The 16,194-nt window shown below is 58.7% G+C and carries 17 protein-coding genes; 15 read left to right on the top strand and 2 right to left on the bottom strand.

All coding sequences use genetic code 11. The features are described from left to right. Position 1: 1 nt before the first annotated feature. The 10 genes from rplO (at position 2) to bfr (ending at position 7,215) form a co-directional block, all read left to right on the top strand. On the top strand, positions 2–439 hold the full coding sequence (gene rplO / locus PMI31_RS11465; protein WP_003228720.1) for a 50S ribosomal protein L15: 438 nt from the start codon (positions 2–4) through the stop codon (positions 437–439). Then, positions 440–1,768, top strand: coding sequence for a preprotein translocase subunit SecY (gene secY, locus PMI31_RS11460; RefSeq protein WP_003228718.1), 1,329 nt, complete (start codon positions 440–442; stop codon positions 1,766–1,768). It begins immediately after the preceding gene. A gap of 24 nt (positions 1,769–1,792) precedes the next feature. Beyond that, positions 1,793–1,909, top strand: coding sequence for a 50S ribosomal protein L36 (gene rpmJ, locus PMI31_RS30525; protein ID WP_002555468.1), 117 nt, complete (start codon positions 1,793–1,795; stop codon positions 1,907–1,909). Between the two features lie 130 nt (positions 1,910–2,039). Continuing rightward, a complete protein-coding gene (gene rpsM, locus PMI31_RS11455) occupies positions 2,040–2,396 on the top strand; it encodes a 30S ribosomal protein S13 (protein WP_009045849.1) in 357 nt (118 codons plus the stop codon). 30 nt (positions 2,397–2,426) lie between these two features. Then, positions 2,427–2,816, top strand: a complete 390-nt coding sequence (rpsK, locus tag PMI31_RS11450; protein WP_002555466.1) for a 30S ribosomal protein S11 — start codon at positions 2,427–2,429, stop codon at positions 2,814–2,816. A gap of 18 nt (positions 2,817–2,834) precedes the next feature. Further along, the gene (rpsD, locus tag PMI31_RS11445; protein ID WP_003176404.1) at positions 2,835–3,455 is read left to right on the top strand and encodes a 30S ribosomal protein S4; all 621 of its coding nucleotides are present in this window, start codon (positions 2,835–2,837) and stop codon (positions 3,453–3,455) included. Positions 3,456–3,477: 22 nt separating this feature from the next. Beyond that, positions 3,478–4,479, top strand: a complete 1,002-nt coding sequence (locus tag PMI31_RS11440; protein ID WP_007970428.1) for a DNA-directed RNA polymerase subunit alpha — start codon at positions 3,478–3,480, stop codon at positions 4,477–4,479. 42 nt (positions 4,480–4,521) lie between these two features. Next, positions 4,522–4,908 carry a 50S ribosomal protein L17 gene (rplQ, locus tag PMI31_RS11435; protein WP_007970429.1) on the top strand — a complete coding sequence of 129 codons (387 nt, stop codon included), beginning with the start codon at positions 4,522–4,524 and terminating at the stop codon, positions 4,906–4,908. A 238-nt stretch (positions 4,909–5,146) separates the two neighbouring features. Further along, entirely contained in the window at positions 5,147–6,601 is a 1,455-nt protein-coding gene (locus PMI31_RS11430; RefSeq protein ID WP_008018193.1) for a catalase, read from the top strand. Between the two features lie 149 nt (positions 6,602–6,750). Then, positions 6,751–7,215: a bacterioferritin gene (bfr, locus tag PMI31_RS11425; RefSeq protein WP_008018192.1), complete on the top strand. Its 465-nt coding sequence runs from the start codon at positions 6,751–6,753 to the stop codon at positions 7,213–7,215. A 64-nt stretch (positions 7,216–7,279) separates the two neighbouring features. On the opposite strand, the gene uvrA is transcribed toward bfr, so the two are convergent. Beyond that, the gene (gene uvrA / locus PMI31_RS11420) at positions 7,280–10,114 is read right to left on the bottom strand and encodes an excinuclease ABC subunit UvrA (RefSeq protein WP_008018190.1); all 2,835 of its coding nucleotides are present in this window, start codon (positions 10,112–10,114) and stop codon (positions 7,280–7,282) included. A 191-nt stretch (positions 10,115–10,305) separates the two neighbouring features. Here uvrA and PMI31_RS11415 point away from each other — a divergent pair, with 191 nt between their 5' ends. Further along, positions 10,306–11,703, top strand: a complete 1,398-nt coding sequence (locus PMI31_RS11415) for an MFS transporter (protein WP_008018189.1) — start codon at positions 10,306–10,308, stop codon at positions 11,701–11,703. 9 nt (positions 11,704–11,712) lie between these two features. After that, positions 11,713–12,228, top strand: coding sequence for a single-stranded DNA-binding protein (locus PMI31_RS11410; protein ID WP_008018187.1), 516 nt, complete (start codon positions 11,713–11,715; stop codon positions 12,226–12,228). Between the two features lie 101 nt (positions 12,229–12,329). On the opposite strand, the gene PMI31_RS11405 is transcribed toward PMI31_RS11410, so the two are convergent. Next, entirely contained in the window at positions 12,330–12,878 is a 549-nt protein-coding gene (locus tag PMI31_RS11405) for a cysteine hydrolase family protein (RefSeq protein ID WP_008018186.1), read from the bottom strand. Between the two features lie 102 nt (positions 12,879–12,980). Here PMI31_RS11405 and PMI31_RS11400 point away from each other — a divergent pair, with 102 nt between their 5' ends. From PMI31_RS11400 to PMI31_RS11390, 3 genes are all read left to right on the top strand, one after another. Further along, on the top strand, positions 12,981–13,973 hold the full coding sequence (locus PMI31_RS11400) for a GlxA family transcriptional regulator (RefSeq protein WP_008018185.1): 993 nt from the start codon (positions 12,981–12,983) through the stop codon (positions 13,971–13,973). A gap of 316 nt (positions 13,974–14,289) precedes the next feature. Further along, positions 14,290–15,399, top strand: a complete 1,110-nt coding sequence (locus PMI31_RS11395) for a DUF3182 family protein (protein ID WP_008018184.1) — start codon at positions 14,290–14,292, stop codon at positions 15,397–15,399. Further along, positions 15,389–16,147 carry an alpha/beta hydrolase family protein gene (locus PMI31_RS11390; protein ID WP_008018183.1) on the top strand — a complete coding sequence of 253 codons (759 nt, stop codon included), beginning with the start codon at positions 15,389–15,391 and terminating at the stop codon, positions 16,145–16,147. Before PMI31_RS11395 ends, PMI31_RS11390 begins: the two co-directional genes overlap by 11 nt. The last annotated feature ends 47 nt before the right edge of the window (positions 16,148–16,194 follow it).

The raw sequence follows: 16,194 nt of genomic DNA, 5'->3' as shown, positions 1-16,194 counted from the left end.
GATGAAACTCAATGATCTGAGTCCAGCGCCGGGTTCCCGTCGCGAAAAGCATCGTCCGGGCCGTGGTATCGGTAGCGGTTTGGGTAAGACTGGTGGCCGTGGTCACAAAGGTCAGACCTCTCGCTCCGGTGGCACCATTGCTCCAGGCTTTGAAGGCGGTCAACAGCCGCTGCATCGTCGCCTGCCGAAGTTCGGTTTCGTTTCCCTGAAAGCCATGGACCGCGCAGAAGTGCGTCTGTCCGAGCTGGCTAAAGTGGAAGGCGACATCGTCACCGTGCAGTCCCTGAAAGATGCCAACGTGATCAACGTCAACGTACAGCGTGTGAAAATCATGCTGTCCGGTGAAGTGACTCGCGCTGTCACTATCGGCAAGGGAATCGGCGCCACCAAAGGTGCGCGTGCGGCTATCGAAGCAGCTGGCGGCAAGTTCGAGGAATAAATGGCTAAGCAAGGTGCTCTCTCTGCGCTCGGCAAAGGCGGTATGTCTGAACTCTGGGCTCGTCTGCGTTTTCTGTTCCTGGCGATTATCGTCTACCGAATAGGCGCACACATCCCGGTTCCAGGTATCAACCCGGACCGACTCGCGGACCTGTTTCGACAGAATGAGGGGACCATTCTTAGCTTGTTCAACATGTTTTCCGGCGGCGCGCTGGAACGGATGAGCATCTTTGCACTGGGGATCATGCCGTACATCTCGGCATCGATCATCATGCAACTGATGACCGCCGTGAGCCCGCAGCTGGAGCAGTTGAAGAAGGAAGGTGAAGCTGGCCGTCGCAAGATCAGCCAGTACACCCGCTACGGCACTGTCGTCCTCGCTCTCGTCCAGGCCATTGGCATGTCCATTGGTCTGGCAGGGCAGGGCGTTGCGTTCACTGGTGACTTTGGCTTCCATTTCGTCGCGGTATCCACGTTTGTGGCTGGTGCGATGTTCATGATGTGGCTGGGTGAGCAGATTACTGAGCGTGGTGTTGGCAACGGTATCTCGATGTTGATTTTTTCGGGTATCGTCGCCGGTCTTCCGAGAGCGATCGGGCAGTCTTTCGAGTCTGCGCGTCAGGGTGATATCAACATCTTTGCCCTGGTTGCCATCGGTTTGCTGGCAGTAGCGATTATCGGTTTCGTGGTGTTCATTGAGCGTGGTCAGCGTCGTATCGCTGTTCACTACGCCAAGCGTCAGCAGGGCCGCAAGGTCTTTGCCGCGCAGACTAGCCACTTGCCGCTGAAGGTGAACATGGCCGGTGTTATTCCGGCTATTTTCGCGAGCAGCATTTTGCTGTTCCCGGCTTCGTTGGGTGCCTGGTTCGGTCAGTCTGAAGGTATGGGCTGGTTGCAGGACATCTCGCAGTCGATCGCTCCTGGTCAGCCGTTGAATATTCTGCTGTTTAGTGCAGGGATTATTTTCTTCTGCTTCTTCTATACGGCGTTGATGTTCAATCCGAAAGACGTAGCGGAAAACCTGAAGAAGTCCGGTGCCTTTATTCCGGGCATCCGTCCAGGTGAGCAGTCTGCGCGCTACATTGATGGCGTACTGACTCGCTTGACCATGTTCGGTGCTCTTTACATGACGGCCGTGTGCTTGTTGCCCCAGTTCCTGGTGGTTGCAGCCAACGTACCGTTCTACCTTGGCGGGACCTCGTTGCTGATCGTGGTCGTGGTTGTGATGGACTTCATGTCCCAAGTACAATCGCACCTCGTTTCGCACCAGTACGAATCCCTGATGAAGAAAGCCAACCTGAAGGGTTACGGCAGCGGCATGCTGCGCTGACCCATAAGGTTCGAGGAGTTGGTGATGAAAGTTCGTGCATCGGTGAAAAAGCTGTGCCGTAACTGCAAGATTATTCGCCGCGAAGGTGTTGTTCGAGTAATTTGCAGCGCGGAACCGCGTCACAAACAGCGCCAAGGCTGAGTGTGATTGTGCTTCAAGCCCGGCAGCTAGTGCGCTGCCGGGTTGATTATTTGTTATTACAGCGATATTATCTCGCGCCCTATTTCTTGGCTTCCGGGGCGTAGGTAGCTGTCAATTGGAGTCCCACTGAATGGCCCGTATTGCAGGCGTTAACATTCCAGATAACAAGCATACTGTTATCTCGCTGACCTACATCTATGGTGTTGGTCGCACTACTGCACAGAAAATTTGTGCAGAGACTGGGGTAAACCCAGCGGCAAAGATCAAGGATCTGAGCGACGAGCAAATTGAACAGCTGCGTGGCGAAGTGGCGAAGTTCACCACTGAAGGTGACCTGCGTCGCGAAATCAACATGAAAATCAAGCGCTTGATGGACCTCGGTTGCTATCGCGGTCTGCGTCATCGTCGTGGTCTGCCAGTACGCGGTCAGCGTACCAAGACCAACGCGCGTACCCGTAAAGGTCCGCGTAAGCCGATCCGCAAGTAATCGCCCCAGCGAATCGACAGGAATTTAATCATGGCAAAACCTGCTGCTCGTCCTCGTAAAAAAGTTAAAAAGACAGTGGTTGATGGCATCGCCCACATCCATGCATCTTTTAACAACACCATCGTGACCATTACCGACCGTCAAGGTAACGCTCTTTCCTGGGCTACCTCCGGTGGTTCGGGTTTCCGCGGTTCCCGCAAGTCCACCCCGTTCGCTGCTCAGGTAGCTGCTGAACGTGCTGGTCAAGCTGCGCTGGAATACGGCCTGAAAAACCTCGACGTCAACGTCAAAGGTCCAGGTCCAGGTCGTGAATCCGCAGTCCGCGCTTTGAACGGCTGTGGCTACAAGATCGCCAGCATCACCGACGTGACGCCAATCCCGCACAACGGGTGCCGTCCGCCGAAGAAGCGCCGCGTGTAATCCAGGAGATTGTAAAGAATGGCTCGTTACATTGGTCCAAAATGCAAACTCGCTCGTCGCGAAGGCACCGATCTCTTCCTGAAGAGCGGCGTGCGCGCGATCGAATCGAAGTGCAACATTGAAGCAGCACCTGGTATCCACGGCCAACGCCGCGGTCGCCAGTCCGACTACGGCACCCAACTGCGTGAAAAGCAGAAGGTCCGTCGTATCTACGGCGTTCTCGAGCGTCAATTCAGCGGCTACTACAAAGAAGCTGCTGGCAAGAAAGGTGCAACCGGTGAGAACCTGCTGCAACTGCTCGAATGCCGTCTGGACAACGTTGTATACCGTATGGGCTTTGGTTCGACTCGTGCCGAATCCCGTCAGCTGGTATCGCACAAGTCGATCAGCGTAAACGGTCAGACCGTTAACGTTCCGTCCTACCAGGTTCGTGCTGGTGACGTGGTTGCAGTTCGCGAGAAAGCAAAAAACCAACTTCGCATTGTCCAAGCTCTCGATCTGTGTGCCCAACGTGGCCGCGTAGAATGGGTAGAAGTAGACACTGAGAAGAAGTCGGGCGTTTTCAAGAACGTTCCAGCTCGCAGTGATCTGTCCGCCGACATCAACGAAAGCCTGATTGTCGAGCTCTACTCCAAGTAAGGGCTAGAAAATAGGTGCATCCATGCAGATTTCGGTAAATGAGTTCCTGACACCCCGCCACATTGATGTGCAGGTTGTCAGTCCAACCCGCGCCAAGATCACTCTCGAGCCTCTCGAGCGTGGCTTTGGCCACACCCTGGGCAACGCGCTGCGCCGCATCCTGTTGTCCTCAATGCCCGGCTGTGCAGTAGTCGAGGCCGAGATTGACGGTGTGCTCCACGAGTACAGCGCCATCGAAGGTGTACAGGAAGACGTAATTGAAATCCTGTTGAACCTTAAAGGTCTGGCTATCAAGCTGCACGGCCGTGACGAAGTTACGCTGACCTTGTCGAAGAAGGGTTCGGGGGTGGTTACCGCTGCCGATATTCAGCTGGATCATGATGTCGAGATCGTTAACCCCGATCACGTAATCGCTAACCTGGCGTCTAACGGCGCCCTGAACATGAAGCTCGTAGTAGCTCGTGGTCGTGGTTATGAACCGGCAGACTCGCGTCAGAGCGATGAAGACGAAAGCCGCAGCATCGGTCGCTTGCAGCTTGACTCTTCGTTCAGCCCGGTTCGCCGTATCGCATACGTGGTGGAAAACGCCCGTGTCGAGCAGCGTACTAACCTGGACAAGCTGGTTATTGATCTGGAAACCAACGGTACTCTGGATCCTGAAGAGGCAATTCGCCGCGCTGCAACCATCCTGCAACAGCAGTTGGCTGCGTTCGTCGACCTCAAGGGTGACAGTGAGCCAGTGGTTGTCGAGCAGGAAGACGAGATCGATCCGATCCTGCTTCGCCCGGTTGACGATCTGGAACTGACTGTACGTTCGGCTAACTGCCTTAAGGCGGAAAACATTTACTACATCGGTGACCTGATTCAGCGTACCGAAGTGGAACTGTTGAAGACTCCGAACCTGGGCAAGAAATCCTTGACTGAAATCAAGGACGTTCTGGCCTCCCGCGGTCTGTCCCTCGGCATGCGCCTCGACAACTGGCCGCCTGCAAGTCTTAAGAAGGACGACAAGGCGACTGCCTGATCGTCGTAATCACCGAACGTAGTGTTTGGTAAGGAATGAACCATGCGTCATCGTAAAAGTGGTCGTCACCTGAGCCGCACCAGCTCGCACCGCAAGGCCATGTTCCAAAACATGGCGGTGTCGCTGTTCGAGCACGAGCTGATCAAAACTACTCTGCCAAAAGCCAAAGAACTGCGCCGCGTTGCCGAGCCGCTGATCACTCTGGCCAAGACAGACAGCGTTGCTAACCGTCGTCTGGCTTTCGACCGTACTCGTTCGAAAGCTATCGTTGGTAAGCTCTTCAACGACCTGGGCAAGCGTTACGCTACCCGTGAGGGTGGCTACCTGCGCATCCTCAAGTGCGGTTTCCGCGCTGGCGACAACGCGCCTATGGCGTACGTCGAGTTGGTTGATCGTGCTACTGCTGGCGAAGCTGTATCCGCCGAGTAAGACGTCAGTCTGAAACAAGGAACCGGGCCTAGTGCCCGGTTTTTTGTGCTCGTGAGAAAAGCGCCGTTTGTACAAGCGTCTCCTTCGTCTGTGTCGTCATGATGTGACGGGGATGGTCATTAGTATTTCTCTATCGATGTCTGCAAGTTAATGAATTTGTAGCTGTCATAGTGATGATCAATACTCCCTCTCAGCCGATTAGCCGGCAGTTCAAGACCGACAGAGAAAGGAAGATCGCATGAGCCAGAACACAACGCTTACTACCGCCAGCGGCGCTCCTGTTGCCGATAATCAGAATTCCCGTTCCGCCGGCCCCCGTGGCCCGCTGCTGCTCGACGACTTTCACCTGATCGAGAAGCTTGCCCACTTCAACCGTGAAAACATCCCTGAGCGCCGTGTGCATGCCAAAGGCTCGGGTGCTTACGGTACGTTCACCGTGACGCGCGATATCACTCAATACACCAGTGCCAGGCTGTTTGATGCAGTCGGCAAACAAACTCCTACCTTCCTGCGGTTTTCCACCGTGGGTGGTGAACGTGGTTCGGCCGATACCGAACGTGATCCGCGCGGGTTTGCCTTGAAGTTTTACACCGAGGAAGGCAACTGGGACATCGTCGGTAACAACACCCCCGTGTTCTTCATTCGCGATCCACTGAAGTTTCCAGACTTTATCCACACCCAGAAGCGCTTGCCGCAAAGCAACCTGAAGAGTGCCCAGGCGATGTGGGACTTCTGGTCGCATTCGCCCGAGGCGCTGCACCAGGTCACCATCCTGTTCTCCGACCGGGGTATTCCTGACGGGTATCGTCACATGCACGGCTTTGGCAGCCACACTTACAGCCTTATCAACGCTCAAGGTGAGCGTCACTGGGTGAAGTGGCACTACAAGACCAAACAGGGGATCAAGAACCTGGCTCCGGCCGAGGCTGCGCGCCTGGCGGGTACTGATCCGGATTACGCCCAGCGTGACCTGTTCAATGCCATCGAGCAGGGTGATTTCCCGAAATGGCGCGTGTGCATCCAGGTCATGAGCGAGGCTCAGGCGGCGGCGCACTACGAGAATCCGTTTGATGTCACCAAGACCTGGTCGCAGAAAGAATTTCCACTGATTGAAGTCGGAGAACTGGAGCTCAATCGCAATCCGCAGAACTACTTCGCGGAAGTTGAGCAAGCGGCGTTCGGTCCTAGCAATATGGTTCCAGGGGTTGGTCTCTCGCCGGATCGCATGCTGCAAGGTCGGGTGTTCGCCTACGCGGATGCTCACCGCTACCGCGTCGGTACCAACCACCAGCAACTGCCGGTGAACGCGCCTCGCAGCCCGGTCAATACGTACCAGCGCGATGGTTCGATGGCCTTTGGAAGCAACGGTGGCGCTGCGCCGAACTACGAGCCAAACAGCTACGTCGAGTCGCCAAAGCAGGCGCCTCGTTACGCTGAGCCCGCGTTGGCGCTCAGTGGTGCCGCCGATCGTTACGATCACCGTGAAGATACTGATTACTACAGTCACGCCGGCGCGTTGTTCCGCTTGATGTCTGAAGAGCAGAAATCACTGCTGGTCAGCAATATCGCCGGTGCGATGGCGGGTGTGTCGAGTGATGTGGTTGACCGCCAGTTGCAGCATTTCTACAAGGCTGACCCGGCGTATGGAGAAGCAATCGCAAAGCTGCTCAACGTACAGCTTAACGAAGTCTAAATGAGAAGCAGAACCGCCCTTGTTTGGGCGGTTTTTGCGTTATTTCAGCCGGTTTTCTCAGAATATCTTCGCTTTTATTGCGTCTTGCGAGTGACGATACGGGCATGTTGGTTCAAACTACAAACTTTCAAGCAGGGAGATGTAGGGCGATGCTAGGCCACCCAGATGTGATCGATTACCTCAACACGTTGCTGACCGGCGAACTGGCCGCGCGTGATCAATATTTCGTCCACTCGCGGATGTATGAGGACTGGGGTTTCACCAAGCTCTACGAACGAATCAACCACGAGATGGAAGAAGAGGCAGGGCACGCCGATGCCCTGATGCGCCGGATTCTGATGCTTGAAGGTACTCCGCGCATGCGTCCGGACGATCTCGATGTCGGCACCACGGTGACTTCGATGCTCGAAGCCGATTTGCGCCTGGAATACAAGGTCCGTGCCGCGCTGTGCAAAGGCATCAAGCTCTGCGAGCAGCACAAGGACTATGTCAGCCGCGAAATGCTGCGGGTTCAATTGCATGACACCGAAGAAGATCACACTTACTGGCTCGAAAAGCAGTTGGGTCTGATCAAGTTGATTGGGCTTGAGAACTACCTGCAGTCCCACGCCTGATTCGGCGGATACAAAAAAGCCCCTGTCACTGATGAAGTGACAGGGGCTTTTTCATGGCGGCCGGTTAAGCCCGGTCACGCTCCAGCAGCGGCTTGAGGTAATAACCGGTATGGGATTGCGTCATCTCTGACACTTCCTCCGGCGTACCCACGGCAATGATCTGCCCGCCCTTGGAACCGCCCTCCGGTCCCAGGTCCACCAGCCAGTCAGCGGTCTTGATCACGTCCAGGTTGTGCTCGATCACCACCACGGTGTTGCCGTGGTCGCGCAGGCGATGCAACACGTCCAGCAGTTGCTGGATGTCCGCGAAGTGCAGCCCGGTGGTCGGTTCATCGAGGATGTACAGGGTCTTGCCGGTATCGCGTTTGGACAGCTCGCGGGAGAGTTTCACCCGCTGGGCTTCACCACCGGAGAGCGTGGTCGCTGATTGCCCCAGCTTGATGTACGACAGGCCGACGTCCATCAAGGTTTGCAGCTTGCGCGCAAGGGCCGGTACGGCATCGAAGAACTCCCGCGCTTCCTCGATGGTCATCTCGAGGGTTTCGTGGATGCTCTTGCCCTTGTACTTGATCTCCAGGGTTTCGCGGTTGTAGCGCTTGCTCTTGCACACGTCGCACGGCACGTAGATGTCCGGCAGGAAGTGCATCTCCACCTTGATCAGGCCGTCGCCCTGGCAGGCCTCGCAACGCCCGCCCTTGACGTTGAAGGAGAAGCGCCCCGGCCCGTAGCCACGGGAGCGGGATTCCGGCACGCCAGCGAACAATTCGCGGATCGGTGTAAAAAGCCCGGTGTAGGTCGCCGGGTTGGAGCGCGGTGTGCGACCGATCGGGCTCTGGTCGATGTCGACGACCTTGTCCAGGTGTTCAAGGCCCTTGATGCTGTCGTGGACGGCCGCTTCAAGGGTAGTGGCGCCATTCAGCGCTGTAGCGCTCAAAGGGAGCAGCGTGTTGTTGATCAGCGTCGACTTGCCTGAGCCGGATACACCGGTCACACAGGTCAGCAGGCCAATCGGAATTTCCAGGTCGACATTGCGCAGGTTGTTGCCGCGCGCCCCCTTGAGCGACAGCGTCAGCTTCTTGTTGCGCGGGGTGCGTTTGGCCGGGACTTCGATCTTCACCCGGCCCGACAGGTATTTGCCCGTCAGCGAGTCCGGATGCGCCATGACCTCGGCCGGTGTGCCTTCGGCGACGATATGCCCGCCGTGCACGCCAGCGCCCGGGCCGATGTCCACCACGTAGTCGGCCAGGCGAATCGCGTCTTCGTCGTGCTCGACCACGATCACCGTGTTACCGATATCGCGCAGATGCTTGAGGGTGCCCAGCAGCCGGTCGTTATCGCGCTGATGCAGGCCGATGGAGGGTTCGTCGAGGATGTACAGAACGCCCACCAGGCCGGCGCCAATCTGACTGGCCAGACGGATACGCTGGGCCTCGCCACCGGACAAGGTGTCCGCACTGCGATCCAGCGACAGATAATCGAGGCCGACGTTGACCAGGAACTGCAGGCGCTCGCGGATTTCCTTGAGGATCTTGTCGGCAATTTCGCCACGGCGACCGGTGAGCTTGAGCCCGCCAAAATAATCGGACGCATCACCGATCGGCAGGTTGGTCACCGCCGGCAGGGTTTTCTCGCCGACCCATACGTGCCGCGCCTCACGCCGCAGACGGGTGCCGCGGCAGTCCGGGCAGGATTGGGTGCTGAGGAACTTGGCCAGCTCTTCACGTACCGACGCCGATTCGGTCTCGCGGTAGCGTCGCTCCAGGTTCGGCACGATGCCTTCGAACGGATGCGAGCGTTTGACGATATCCCCACGGTCGTTCAGGTATTTGAAATCGACGTTTTGCGAACCGCTGCCGTGCAGGATGAATTTCTGCTGATCGGCAGGGAGTTCGTTGAACGGAACCTCAAGACTGAATTTGTAGTGGGAAGCCAACGAGCCGAGCATCTGGAAGTAATAGACGTTACGCCGATCCCAGCCACGAATCGCCCCTTCGGCCAGGGTCAGTTCGCCATTGACCAGGCGCTTGATGTCGAAGAACTGCTTGACGCCCAGACCATCACAGGTCGGGCAAGCGCCGGCCGGGTTGTTGAAGGAGAACAGCTTGGGTTCCAGTTCGCTGATCGCGTGGCCGCAGATCGGGCAGGCGAAGCGTGCGGAGAAGATCATCTCTTCACCCGGTTCGTCATCCATCGGTGCCACCAGGGCGATGCCGTCCGCGAGTTTCAGCGCGGTCTCGAAGGATTCGGCCAGGCGTTGTTGCAGGTCGGCGCGAACCTTGAAACGGTCGACCACGACATCGATGGTGTGTTTTTTCTGCTTGTCGAGCTTGGGCGCTTCGTCCAGCTCATAGAGCTTGCCGTTGATTCGGGCGCGGACGAAACCCTGTGCGCGAAGTTCTTCGAAAACCGACAGGTGCTCGCCCTTGCGCTCGCGGATAACCGGCGCCAACAGCATCAGCTTGCTGCCCTCCGGTTCGGCGAGGACCAGGTCGACCATCTGGCTGACGGTCTGCGCTTCCAGCGGGATGTCGTGATCCGGGCAACGCGGAATGCCCACGCGTGCATAAAGCAGGCGCAGGTAATCGTAGATTTCGGTGATGGTGCCGACCGTCGAGCGCGGGTTGTGCGAGGTCGACTTCTGCTCGATGGAAATCGCCGGCGACAGCCCTTCGATGGTGTCGACATCGGGCTTTTCCATCATCGACAGGAACTGTCGGGCATAGGCCGACAGCGATTCGACGTAGCGGCGCTGACCTTCGGCGTACAGGGTGTCGAAAGCCAGGGACGACTTGCCGGAGCCGGACAGGCCGGTGATGACGATCAGCTTGTCCCGTGGCAGGGTCAGGTCGATGTTCTTCAGGTTGTGGGTTCGAGCCCCACGAATCAGGATCTTGTCCAAGGTGGCCTCGCTCGGCGGGCGTCGAAAACGTAGGAGTATACGGCCAAATACTGGATGGATGCACACTATCAAACGAGAGGGTTACTGTCTTACATGAAGACTGTGTCAGCAATGCGCGTCAAAGCGTCGCGATATACCCTGCCAATCGATGGGACTGGTAGAATCGCGGCCGGTTCACATGAGGTTTTTCCATGCACGATCCCCACAGCGAGCGCATGAGTGGCGGCGAGACCCGCGCAGCAAGCGGTCTGGCCCTGGTGTTCGCCTTCCGTATGCTTGGCATGTTCATGGTGTTGCCGGTACTGGCGACCTATGGGATGGATCTGGCCGGGGCCACGCCGGCCCTGATCGGTCTGGCGATTGGCGCTTATGGCCTGACCCAGGCCATTTTCCAGATTCCGTTCGGTTTCATTTCCGACCGTATCGGTCGACGCCCGGTGATTTACCTGGGGCTGATCGTCTTTGCCCTCGGCAGTCTGCTGGCGGCCAATGCCGATTCGATCTGGGGCGTGATCGCCGGGCGGATCCTGCAGGGCGCCGGGGCGATTTCCGCAGCGGTCATGGCCTTGCTGTCCGACCTGACCCGCGAGCAGCACCGGACCAAGGCCATGGCCATGATCGGCATGACCATTGGCCTGTCGTTTGCCGTGGCCATGGTGGTCGGCCCGCTGTTGACCCGCGCCTTCGGGTTGTCCGGGCTGTTCCTTGCCACCGGTGGCATGGCGCTGTTCGGCATTGTGATCGTGATGTTCATGGTGCCGCGCTCCACCCACCCGTTGCAGCATCGAGAATCCGGTGTCGCGCGCCAGGCGCTGATCCCGACGCTCAAGCATCCGGACCTGCTGCGTCTGGACCTGGGCATTTTTGTGTTGCACGCGATGTTGATGTCCAGCTTCGTCGCCTTGCCGCTGGCGCTGGTCGAGAAGGCCGGGCTGCCCAAGGAGCAGCACTGGTGGGTGTATCTGACCGCGCTGCTGATTTCTTTCTTCGCCATGATCCCGTTCATTATCTACGGCGAAAAGAAACGCAAAATGAAACGAGTTTTATTGGGCGCAGTGCTGACGCTGATGCTCACTGAGCTATTCTTCTGGCAGTTCGGCGACAGCTTGCGGGCTCTGGTGATCGGTACGGTGGTGTTCTTCACCGCGTTCAATCTGCTGGAAGCTTCGTTGCCATCGCTGATCAGCAAGGTTTCACCGGCCGGCGGCAAGGGCACGGCGATGGGGGTTTATTCCACCAGCCAGTTCCTCGGGTCGGCATTGGGCGGCATTCTTGGCGGCTGGCTGTTCCAGCATGGCGGTCTGTCGGTTGTGTTCCTCGGATGCGCCGGTCTGGCTGCCCTCTGGCTGGCCTTTGCTGTTACCATGCGTGAACCTCCCTACGTCACAAGCCTGCGCTTGCCGTTGTCGCCCGAGGCGATCCGCGAAGCGGGTCTGGTCGAGCGCCTGAAGGCGGTCGTAGGGGTAACAGATGCAGTCATCGTCGCAGATGAGGCGGCGATTTACATCAAACTGGACACCGAACTATTGGATCGCACCACCCTTGAGCGCCTGGTGAACAACCCGGCCGGGGCAGCGTGCGTAGCCTAGGAGAACGTTATGGCCCGTGGGGTTAACAAAGTCATATTGGTCGGCACTTGCGGCCAGGATCCCGAAGTTCGCTACTTGCCTAACGGTAACGCCGTGACCAACCTGAGTCTGGCGACCAGCGAACAGTGGACCGACAAGCAAACCGGTCAGAAAGTCGAAAAGACCGAATGGCACCGTGTGTCGATGTTCGGCAAGGTTGCGGAAATCGCCGGCGAATACCTGCGTAAAGGTTCGCAGGTGTACATCGAAGGCAAGCTGCAGACCCGCGAGTGGGAAAAAGACGGTATCAAGCGTTACACCACCGAAATCGTGGTTGACATGCAAGGCACCATGCAACTGCTGGGCGGCCGTCCACAGGGCGACCAGCAGGCTCAGGGCGGCGGTAACAACTACCAGCAATCCGCTCCGCGCCAGCAGGCTCCGCGTCCTGCGCCGCAACAGCAGCCACAGCGTCCGGCCCCTCAACAGGCTGCGCCGCAACCGGCTCCGGATTTCGACAGCTTTGATGACGATATTCCGTTCTAAAGCAGCTGTAAGCCCCGCGTTACAAGCGGCAAGCTGAAAAACAAAACCCGCACTTCGGTCTGAAGTGCGGGTTTTTTTATTCGTGGTAGAACGCCGTTGCTTCAGGCCGCGAGGTAGTCGTTGGTCGACACCACGCTGGCATACGCAAACGCCAGGGCCGCCATGAACGCCGCATGAACCTGAGCCGCCGGAACCGTCACGCCATTGAACTCCAGGTCGAGGGTGGCGCAGGCGTCGTGGATCACGGTCACCTTGTAACCGAAGTCCGCCGCCGCACGGGTGATGCCGTCCACACACATGTGGCTCATGCTGCCCACGACCACCAGCTCCTTGATGTCTTGCTCGTCGAGGATCGACCTCAGATCGGTTTCGCGGAACGAGTTGACGAAGTGTTTGAGCACCACCGGTTCGTCGGCGCGGTTGAGCACTTTCGGGTGCAGCTTCGCGCCTTCGGAGTTCGGGGTGAAAAACGGTGCCTCTTCGGAGGTGAATTCGTGGCGGATATGCACCACCGGATCACCGGCGTCGCGGAAGGCCTTGATCAGGCGGGCGGCGTTGTCGGCGGCGGCGTCGGCACCAACCAACGGCCACTTGCCTTGGGGGAAGTAGTCGTTCTGGATATCGACTACGATGAGCGCTTGCTTGGCCATGACTGTTTCCTCGAAGTGTGTGTTGGGTGTGGAATGCAGTATTGGCGCTGGCAGGCGGCCAGGGGATTGGCCGCACCGACAATAAGAGGGGGAAAACTGACAATGGACGCAGAAAGGGCAATCGCCGAACTCGGTGTGCTGATCTATCCCGGCGCGCAGATGGCGGCGGTGCATGGCTTGACGGATTTGTTCGGGGTGGCCAACCGGATCGCCGCCGAGCATCAGACTGCGCAGTTGCCGCTGCTGCGGGTCAGCCATTGGCAGGTCGAGGGCGATCAGCCGCCGGTGCGGGTCTTCGACAGCCATCCCGGCCCGGAGCGCGCCTTGGTGGCCGTGTTGATTCCGCCGTCGATTGGCGGTTTTTCCGAGGGCCAGGCGCCACTGGGATTGATCCGCTGGTTGCGCGAGCAACATGCCAGCGGCGCGACACTGGGCGGGGTTTGCGTGGGCTCTATCCTGTTGGCTGAAAGCGGTCTGCTCGACGGTCGCAGCGCCACCACCCATTGGACCTCGGCCAAAGCTTTCGCCGAACGTTATCCGGCGATCAGGCTCAAGGCCGATACGCCGATTGTCGATGACGGCGACCTGATTACCACTGCCGGGCTGATGGCTTGGTCCGAACTGGGTTTGCGCCTGGTCAACCGGCTGCTGGGACCAAGTATTGCCACCAATACCGCGCGTTTTCTGGTGGTGGAGCACAGCGACAGCGCCAGTGAGTGCGGCAGTAATTTTGCGCCGATCCTCAGTCACGGCGATGCGGCAATCCTCAAGGTGCAACACTGGCTGCAAAGCACCGGGGCGACCGATGTATCGCTGGCTGCGATGGCCGAAAAGGCCGGCCTGGAAGAACGTACCTTCCTGCGACGATTCCGTGCGGCCACAGGGCTCAAGCCCACTGAATACTGCCAGCATCTGCGAGTCGGCAAGGCCCGGGAAATGCTCGAATTCACCAACGGCACCATCGACCATATTGCCTGGACCGTGGGTTATCAGGACCCCGGGGCGTTTCGTGCGACCTTCAAGAAAATCACCGGGCTGGCGCCGAGTGATTATCGGACGCGGTTCGGGGTGACGCCGGGGGTCTCGGCACGATAGGCCCATTACAACAAATCCCCCTGTGGGAGCGGGCTTGCTCCGGGCGGCGTTCCGACGAAGGCGTCAGAACATCCAGCATTAATGTGACTGATACACCCCTTTCGCGAGCAAGCCCGCTCCCACATTGGTTCTGTGTCGGTCTTGAGTCGTGCAAAATACCGGAATATCAAAGGGCGTCGTGCAGAATAAAACAGGCCTCATGCCATCACTTACTGCGCAACAGGCTGATTTGAAAACCCTTTCCCCTCAGGGCGCCTTGGCCTGATCCCTGCACCCCTTCAGCTACATTCATCAAGCGTCGATTGAAGGGGGATGCATGACCCCAACAAACCGCAAGAAACTGGTGGTCGCCCATTCGGTGATCGCCGATGCGCCACTGCACGAAGTCGAGACCAACCGTGCGCTGGCCCGCTGGCTGGCGCAGATACTGGGGCTCAAGTACGGCGGCAGTTACGACCCGCAACGGCACGACGGGCGGGACCTCTATCTGTTGCCGACCCAGACCCTGGTGGGCGCTGCGGCTGCCCGGCGACTGGGGGTCAAGGGGCCGGAGGATTTGTGGGGCGGTTATGTCGACCACGACTTCATCTGCACCAAAGCCATCAGTCATGGACTGCTCAACCAGCATGCCCATGCGCCGCAAGGCTGGGCACCCTTGTTTTCCGAGCGGGTGCACAGCGTGGTGCTCGACGGTGTCAGCGTGTTCTCCCTGGCGGATGCGCGCCCGGCGGCGGAGCATTTGTTGCGCTCCGGGCCGATCCGCCTGAAGCCGATTCATGCCTGTGCCGGGCGCGGTCAGGAGGTGATCAAAAGCCTCGACGAGTTCGATCAAGTGCTTGCCAGGCCAGAGGCCGAGGCCATGTTCAGCGAAGGCGTGGTGCTCGAGCAGGACCTGGACCAGGTGATCACCCACAGCGTCGGCCAGAGTTTTATCGGCGACAGGGTGCTCAGTTACTGCGGTGACCAATACCTGACTGAAGACGCACAGGGCGACTCGGTGTATGGCGGTTCCGATCTGCTGGTGGTGTCCGGTGACTACGACCAATTGCTGGAACTGGAACTGCCACAAGACGTGCGCCTGGCGATCCGTCAGGCACAAGTGTTCGACAACGCGGCGGATGAAGCCTACCCCGGCTTTTATGCCTCGCGGCGCAATTACGACATCGCCCAGGGCCTGGACAGCAACGGCCAGCCGCGCAGTGGCGTGTTGGAACAGTCCTGGCGCATGGGTGGTGCCAGCAGCGCCGAAGTCGCGGCCTTGCAGAGTTTCGTCAACGATCCGGGGATGTGCGCGATTCGTGTGTCTTCGGTGGAAACCTACATCGATCAGCCACTGCCGGCAGACGCCATCGAGGTGTTCCGCGGACCGGCGCAGACCAGTGACTTTCTCCTCAAGTACGTGACGGTTGAATCCTATGACGGCTAGAAGCGAATCCATTCAGATCGACATCGACCACGAACAGATGAGCGGGACTTTTCTGAGCCCCAAATCGAAAGTCCCCGGCGTGCTCTTCGTGCACGGCTGGGGCGGCAGCCAGGAGCGGGACTTGGAGCGCGCCAAGGGCATCGCCGGGTTGGGCTGTGTCTGCCTGACCTTCGACCTGCGTGGACACACCGGCGGCACCGGCATTCCATTGTCCCGAGTGACCCGCGAAGACAACCTGCGAGACCTGCTGGCAGCCTATGACCGCTTGCTCGCGCACCCGGCCCTTGATACGTCGGCGATTGCCGTGGTTGGCACCAGTTACGGGGGGTATCTGGCCTCGATCCTGACCTCGCTCAGGCCGGTGCGCTGGCTGGCTCTGCGGGTGCCGGCGCTGTATCGCGACGAGCAATGGCACACGCCGAAACGCGATCTGGACAAGCTGGATCTGCATGATTACCGAAGCACCCTGGTGAGTGCCGACAGCAACCGCGCCTTGTATGCCTGTTCGCAATTTACCGGGGACGTCCTGCTGGTGCAGTCCGAGACTGACGACTACGTGCCCCACGCGACGATCATGAGCTACCGGGCGGCCTGCCAGCAGACGCACTCACTGACCCACCGCATCATCGACGGCGCCGATCACGCCTTGAGCGACCCGATTTCCCAGCAGGCGTACACCTCGATCCTCGTCGACTGGATTACCGAGATGGTGGTGGGGGAGCGGTTGAGCATTATTCAATCGTCCTGAGATTTGTGGTGATCTTGCGGACGTCATCGCGGGCAAGCCCGCTCCCA

The sequence above is a fragment of the Pseudomonas sp. GM55 genome, from assembly GCF_000282395.1.
GTDB classification, from domain to species: Bacteria; Pseudomonadota; Gammaproteobacteria; order Pseudomonadales; family Pseudomonadaceae; genus Aquipseudomonas; species Aquipseudomonas fluorescens_CC.
This window is presented reverse-complemented; position numbering and strand designations above follow the sequence as displayed.

Bases quoted from the DNA above. Each gene is read 5' to 3' on its own strand.
- rplO (WP_003228720.1), top strand. From the start codon at position 2: ATGAAACTCAATGATCTGAGTCCAGCGCCGGGTTCCCGTCGCGAAAAG.
- secY (WP_003228718.1), top strand. From the start codon at position 440: ATGGCTAAGCAAGGTGCTCTCTCTGCGCTCGGCAAAGGCGGTATGTCT.
- rpmJ (WP_002555468.1), top strand. From the start codon at position 1,793: ATGAAAGTTCGTGCATCGGTGAAAAAGCTGTGCCGTAACTGCAAGATT.
- rpsM (WP_009045849.1), top strand. From the start codon at position 2,040: ATGGCCCGTATTGCAGGCGTTAACATTCCAGATAACAAGCATACTGTT.
- rpsK (WP_002555466.1), top strand. From the start codon at position 2,427: ATGGCAAAACCTGCTGCTCGTCCTCGTAAAAAAGTTAAAAAGACAGTG.
- rpsD (WP_003176404.1), top strand. From the start codon at position 2,835: ATGGCTCGTTACATTGGTCCAAAATGCAAACTCGCTCGTCGCGAAGGC.
- PMI31_RS11440 (WP_007970428.1), top strand. From the start codon at position 3,478: ATGCAGATTTCGGTAAATGAGTTCCTGACACCCCGCCACATTGATGTG.
- rplQ (WP_007970429.1), top strand. From the start codon at position 4,522: ATGCGTCATCGTAAAAGTGGTCGTCACCTGAGCCGCACCAGCTCGCAC.
- PMI31_RS11430 (WP_008018193.1), top strand. From the start codon at position 5,147: ATGAGCCAGAACACAACGCTTACTACCGCCAGCGGCGCTCCTGTTGCC.
- bfr (WP_008018192.1), top strand. From the start codon at position 6,751: ATGCTAGGCCACCCAGATGTGATCGATTACCTCAACACGTTGCTGACC.
- PMI31_RS11415 (WP_008018189.1), top strand. From the start codon at position 10,306: ATGCACGATCCCCACAGCGAGCGCATGAGTGGCGGCGAGACCCGCGCA.
- PMI31_RS11410 (WP_008018187.1), top strand. From the start codon at position 11,713: ATGGCCCGTGGGGTTAACAAAGTCATATTGGTCGGCACTTGCGGCCAG.
- PMI31_RS11405 (WP_008018186.1), bottom strand. From the start codon at position 12,878: ATGGCCAAGCAAGCGCTCATCGTAGTCGATATCCAGAACGACTACTTC.
- PMI31_RS11400 (WP_008018185.1), top strand. From the start codon at position 12,981: ATGGACGCAGAAAGGGCAATCGCCGAACTCGGTGTGCTGATCTATCCC.
- PMI31_RS11395 (WP_008018184.1), top strand. From the start codon at position 14,290: ATGACCCCAACAAACCGCAAGAAACTGGTGGTCGCCCATTCGGTGATC.
- PMI31_RS11390 (WP_008018183.1), top strand. From the start codon at position 15,389: ATGACGGCTAGAAGCGAATCCATTCAGATCGACATCGACCACGAACAG.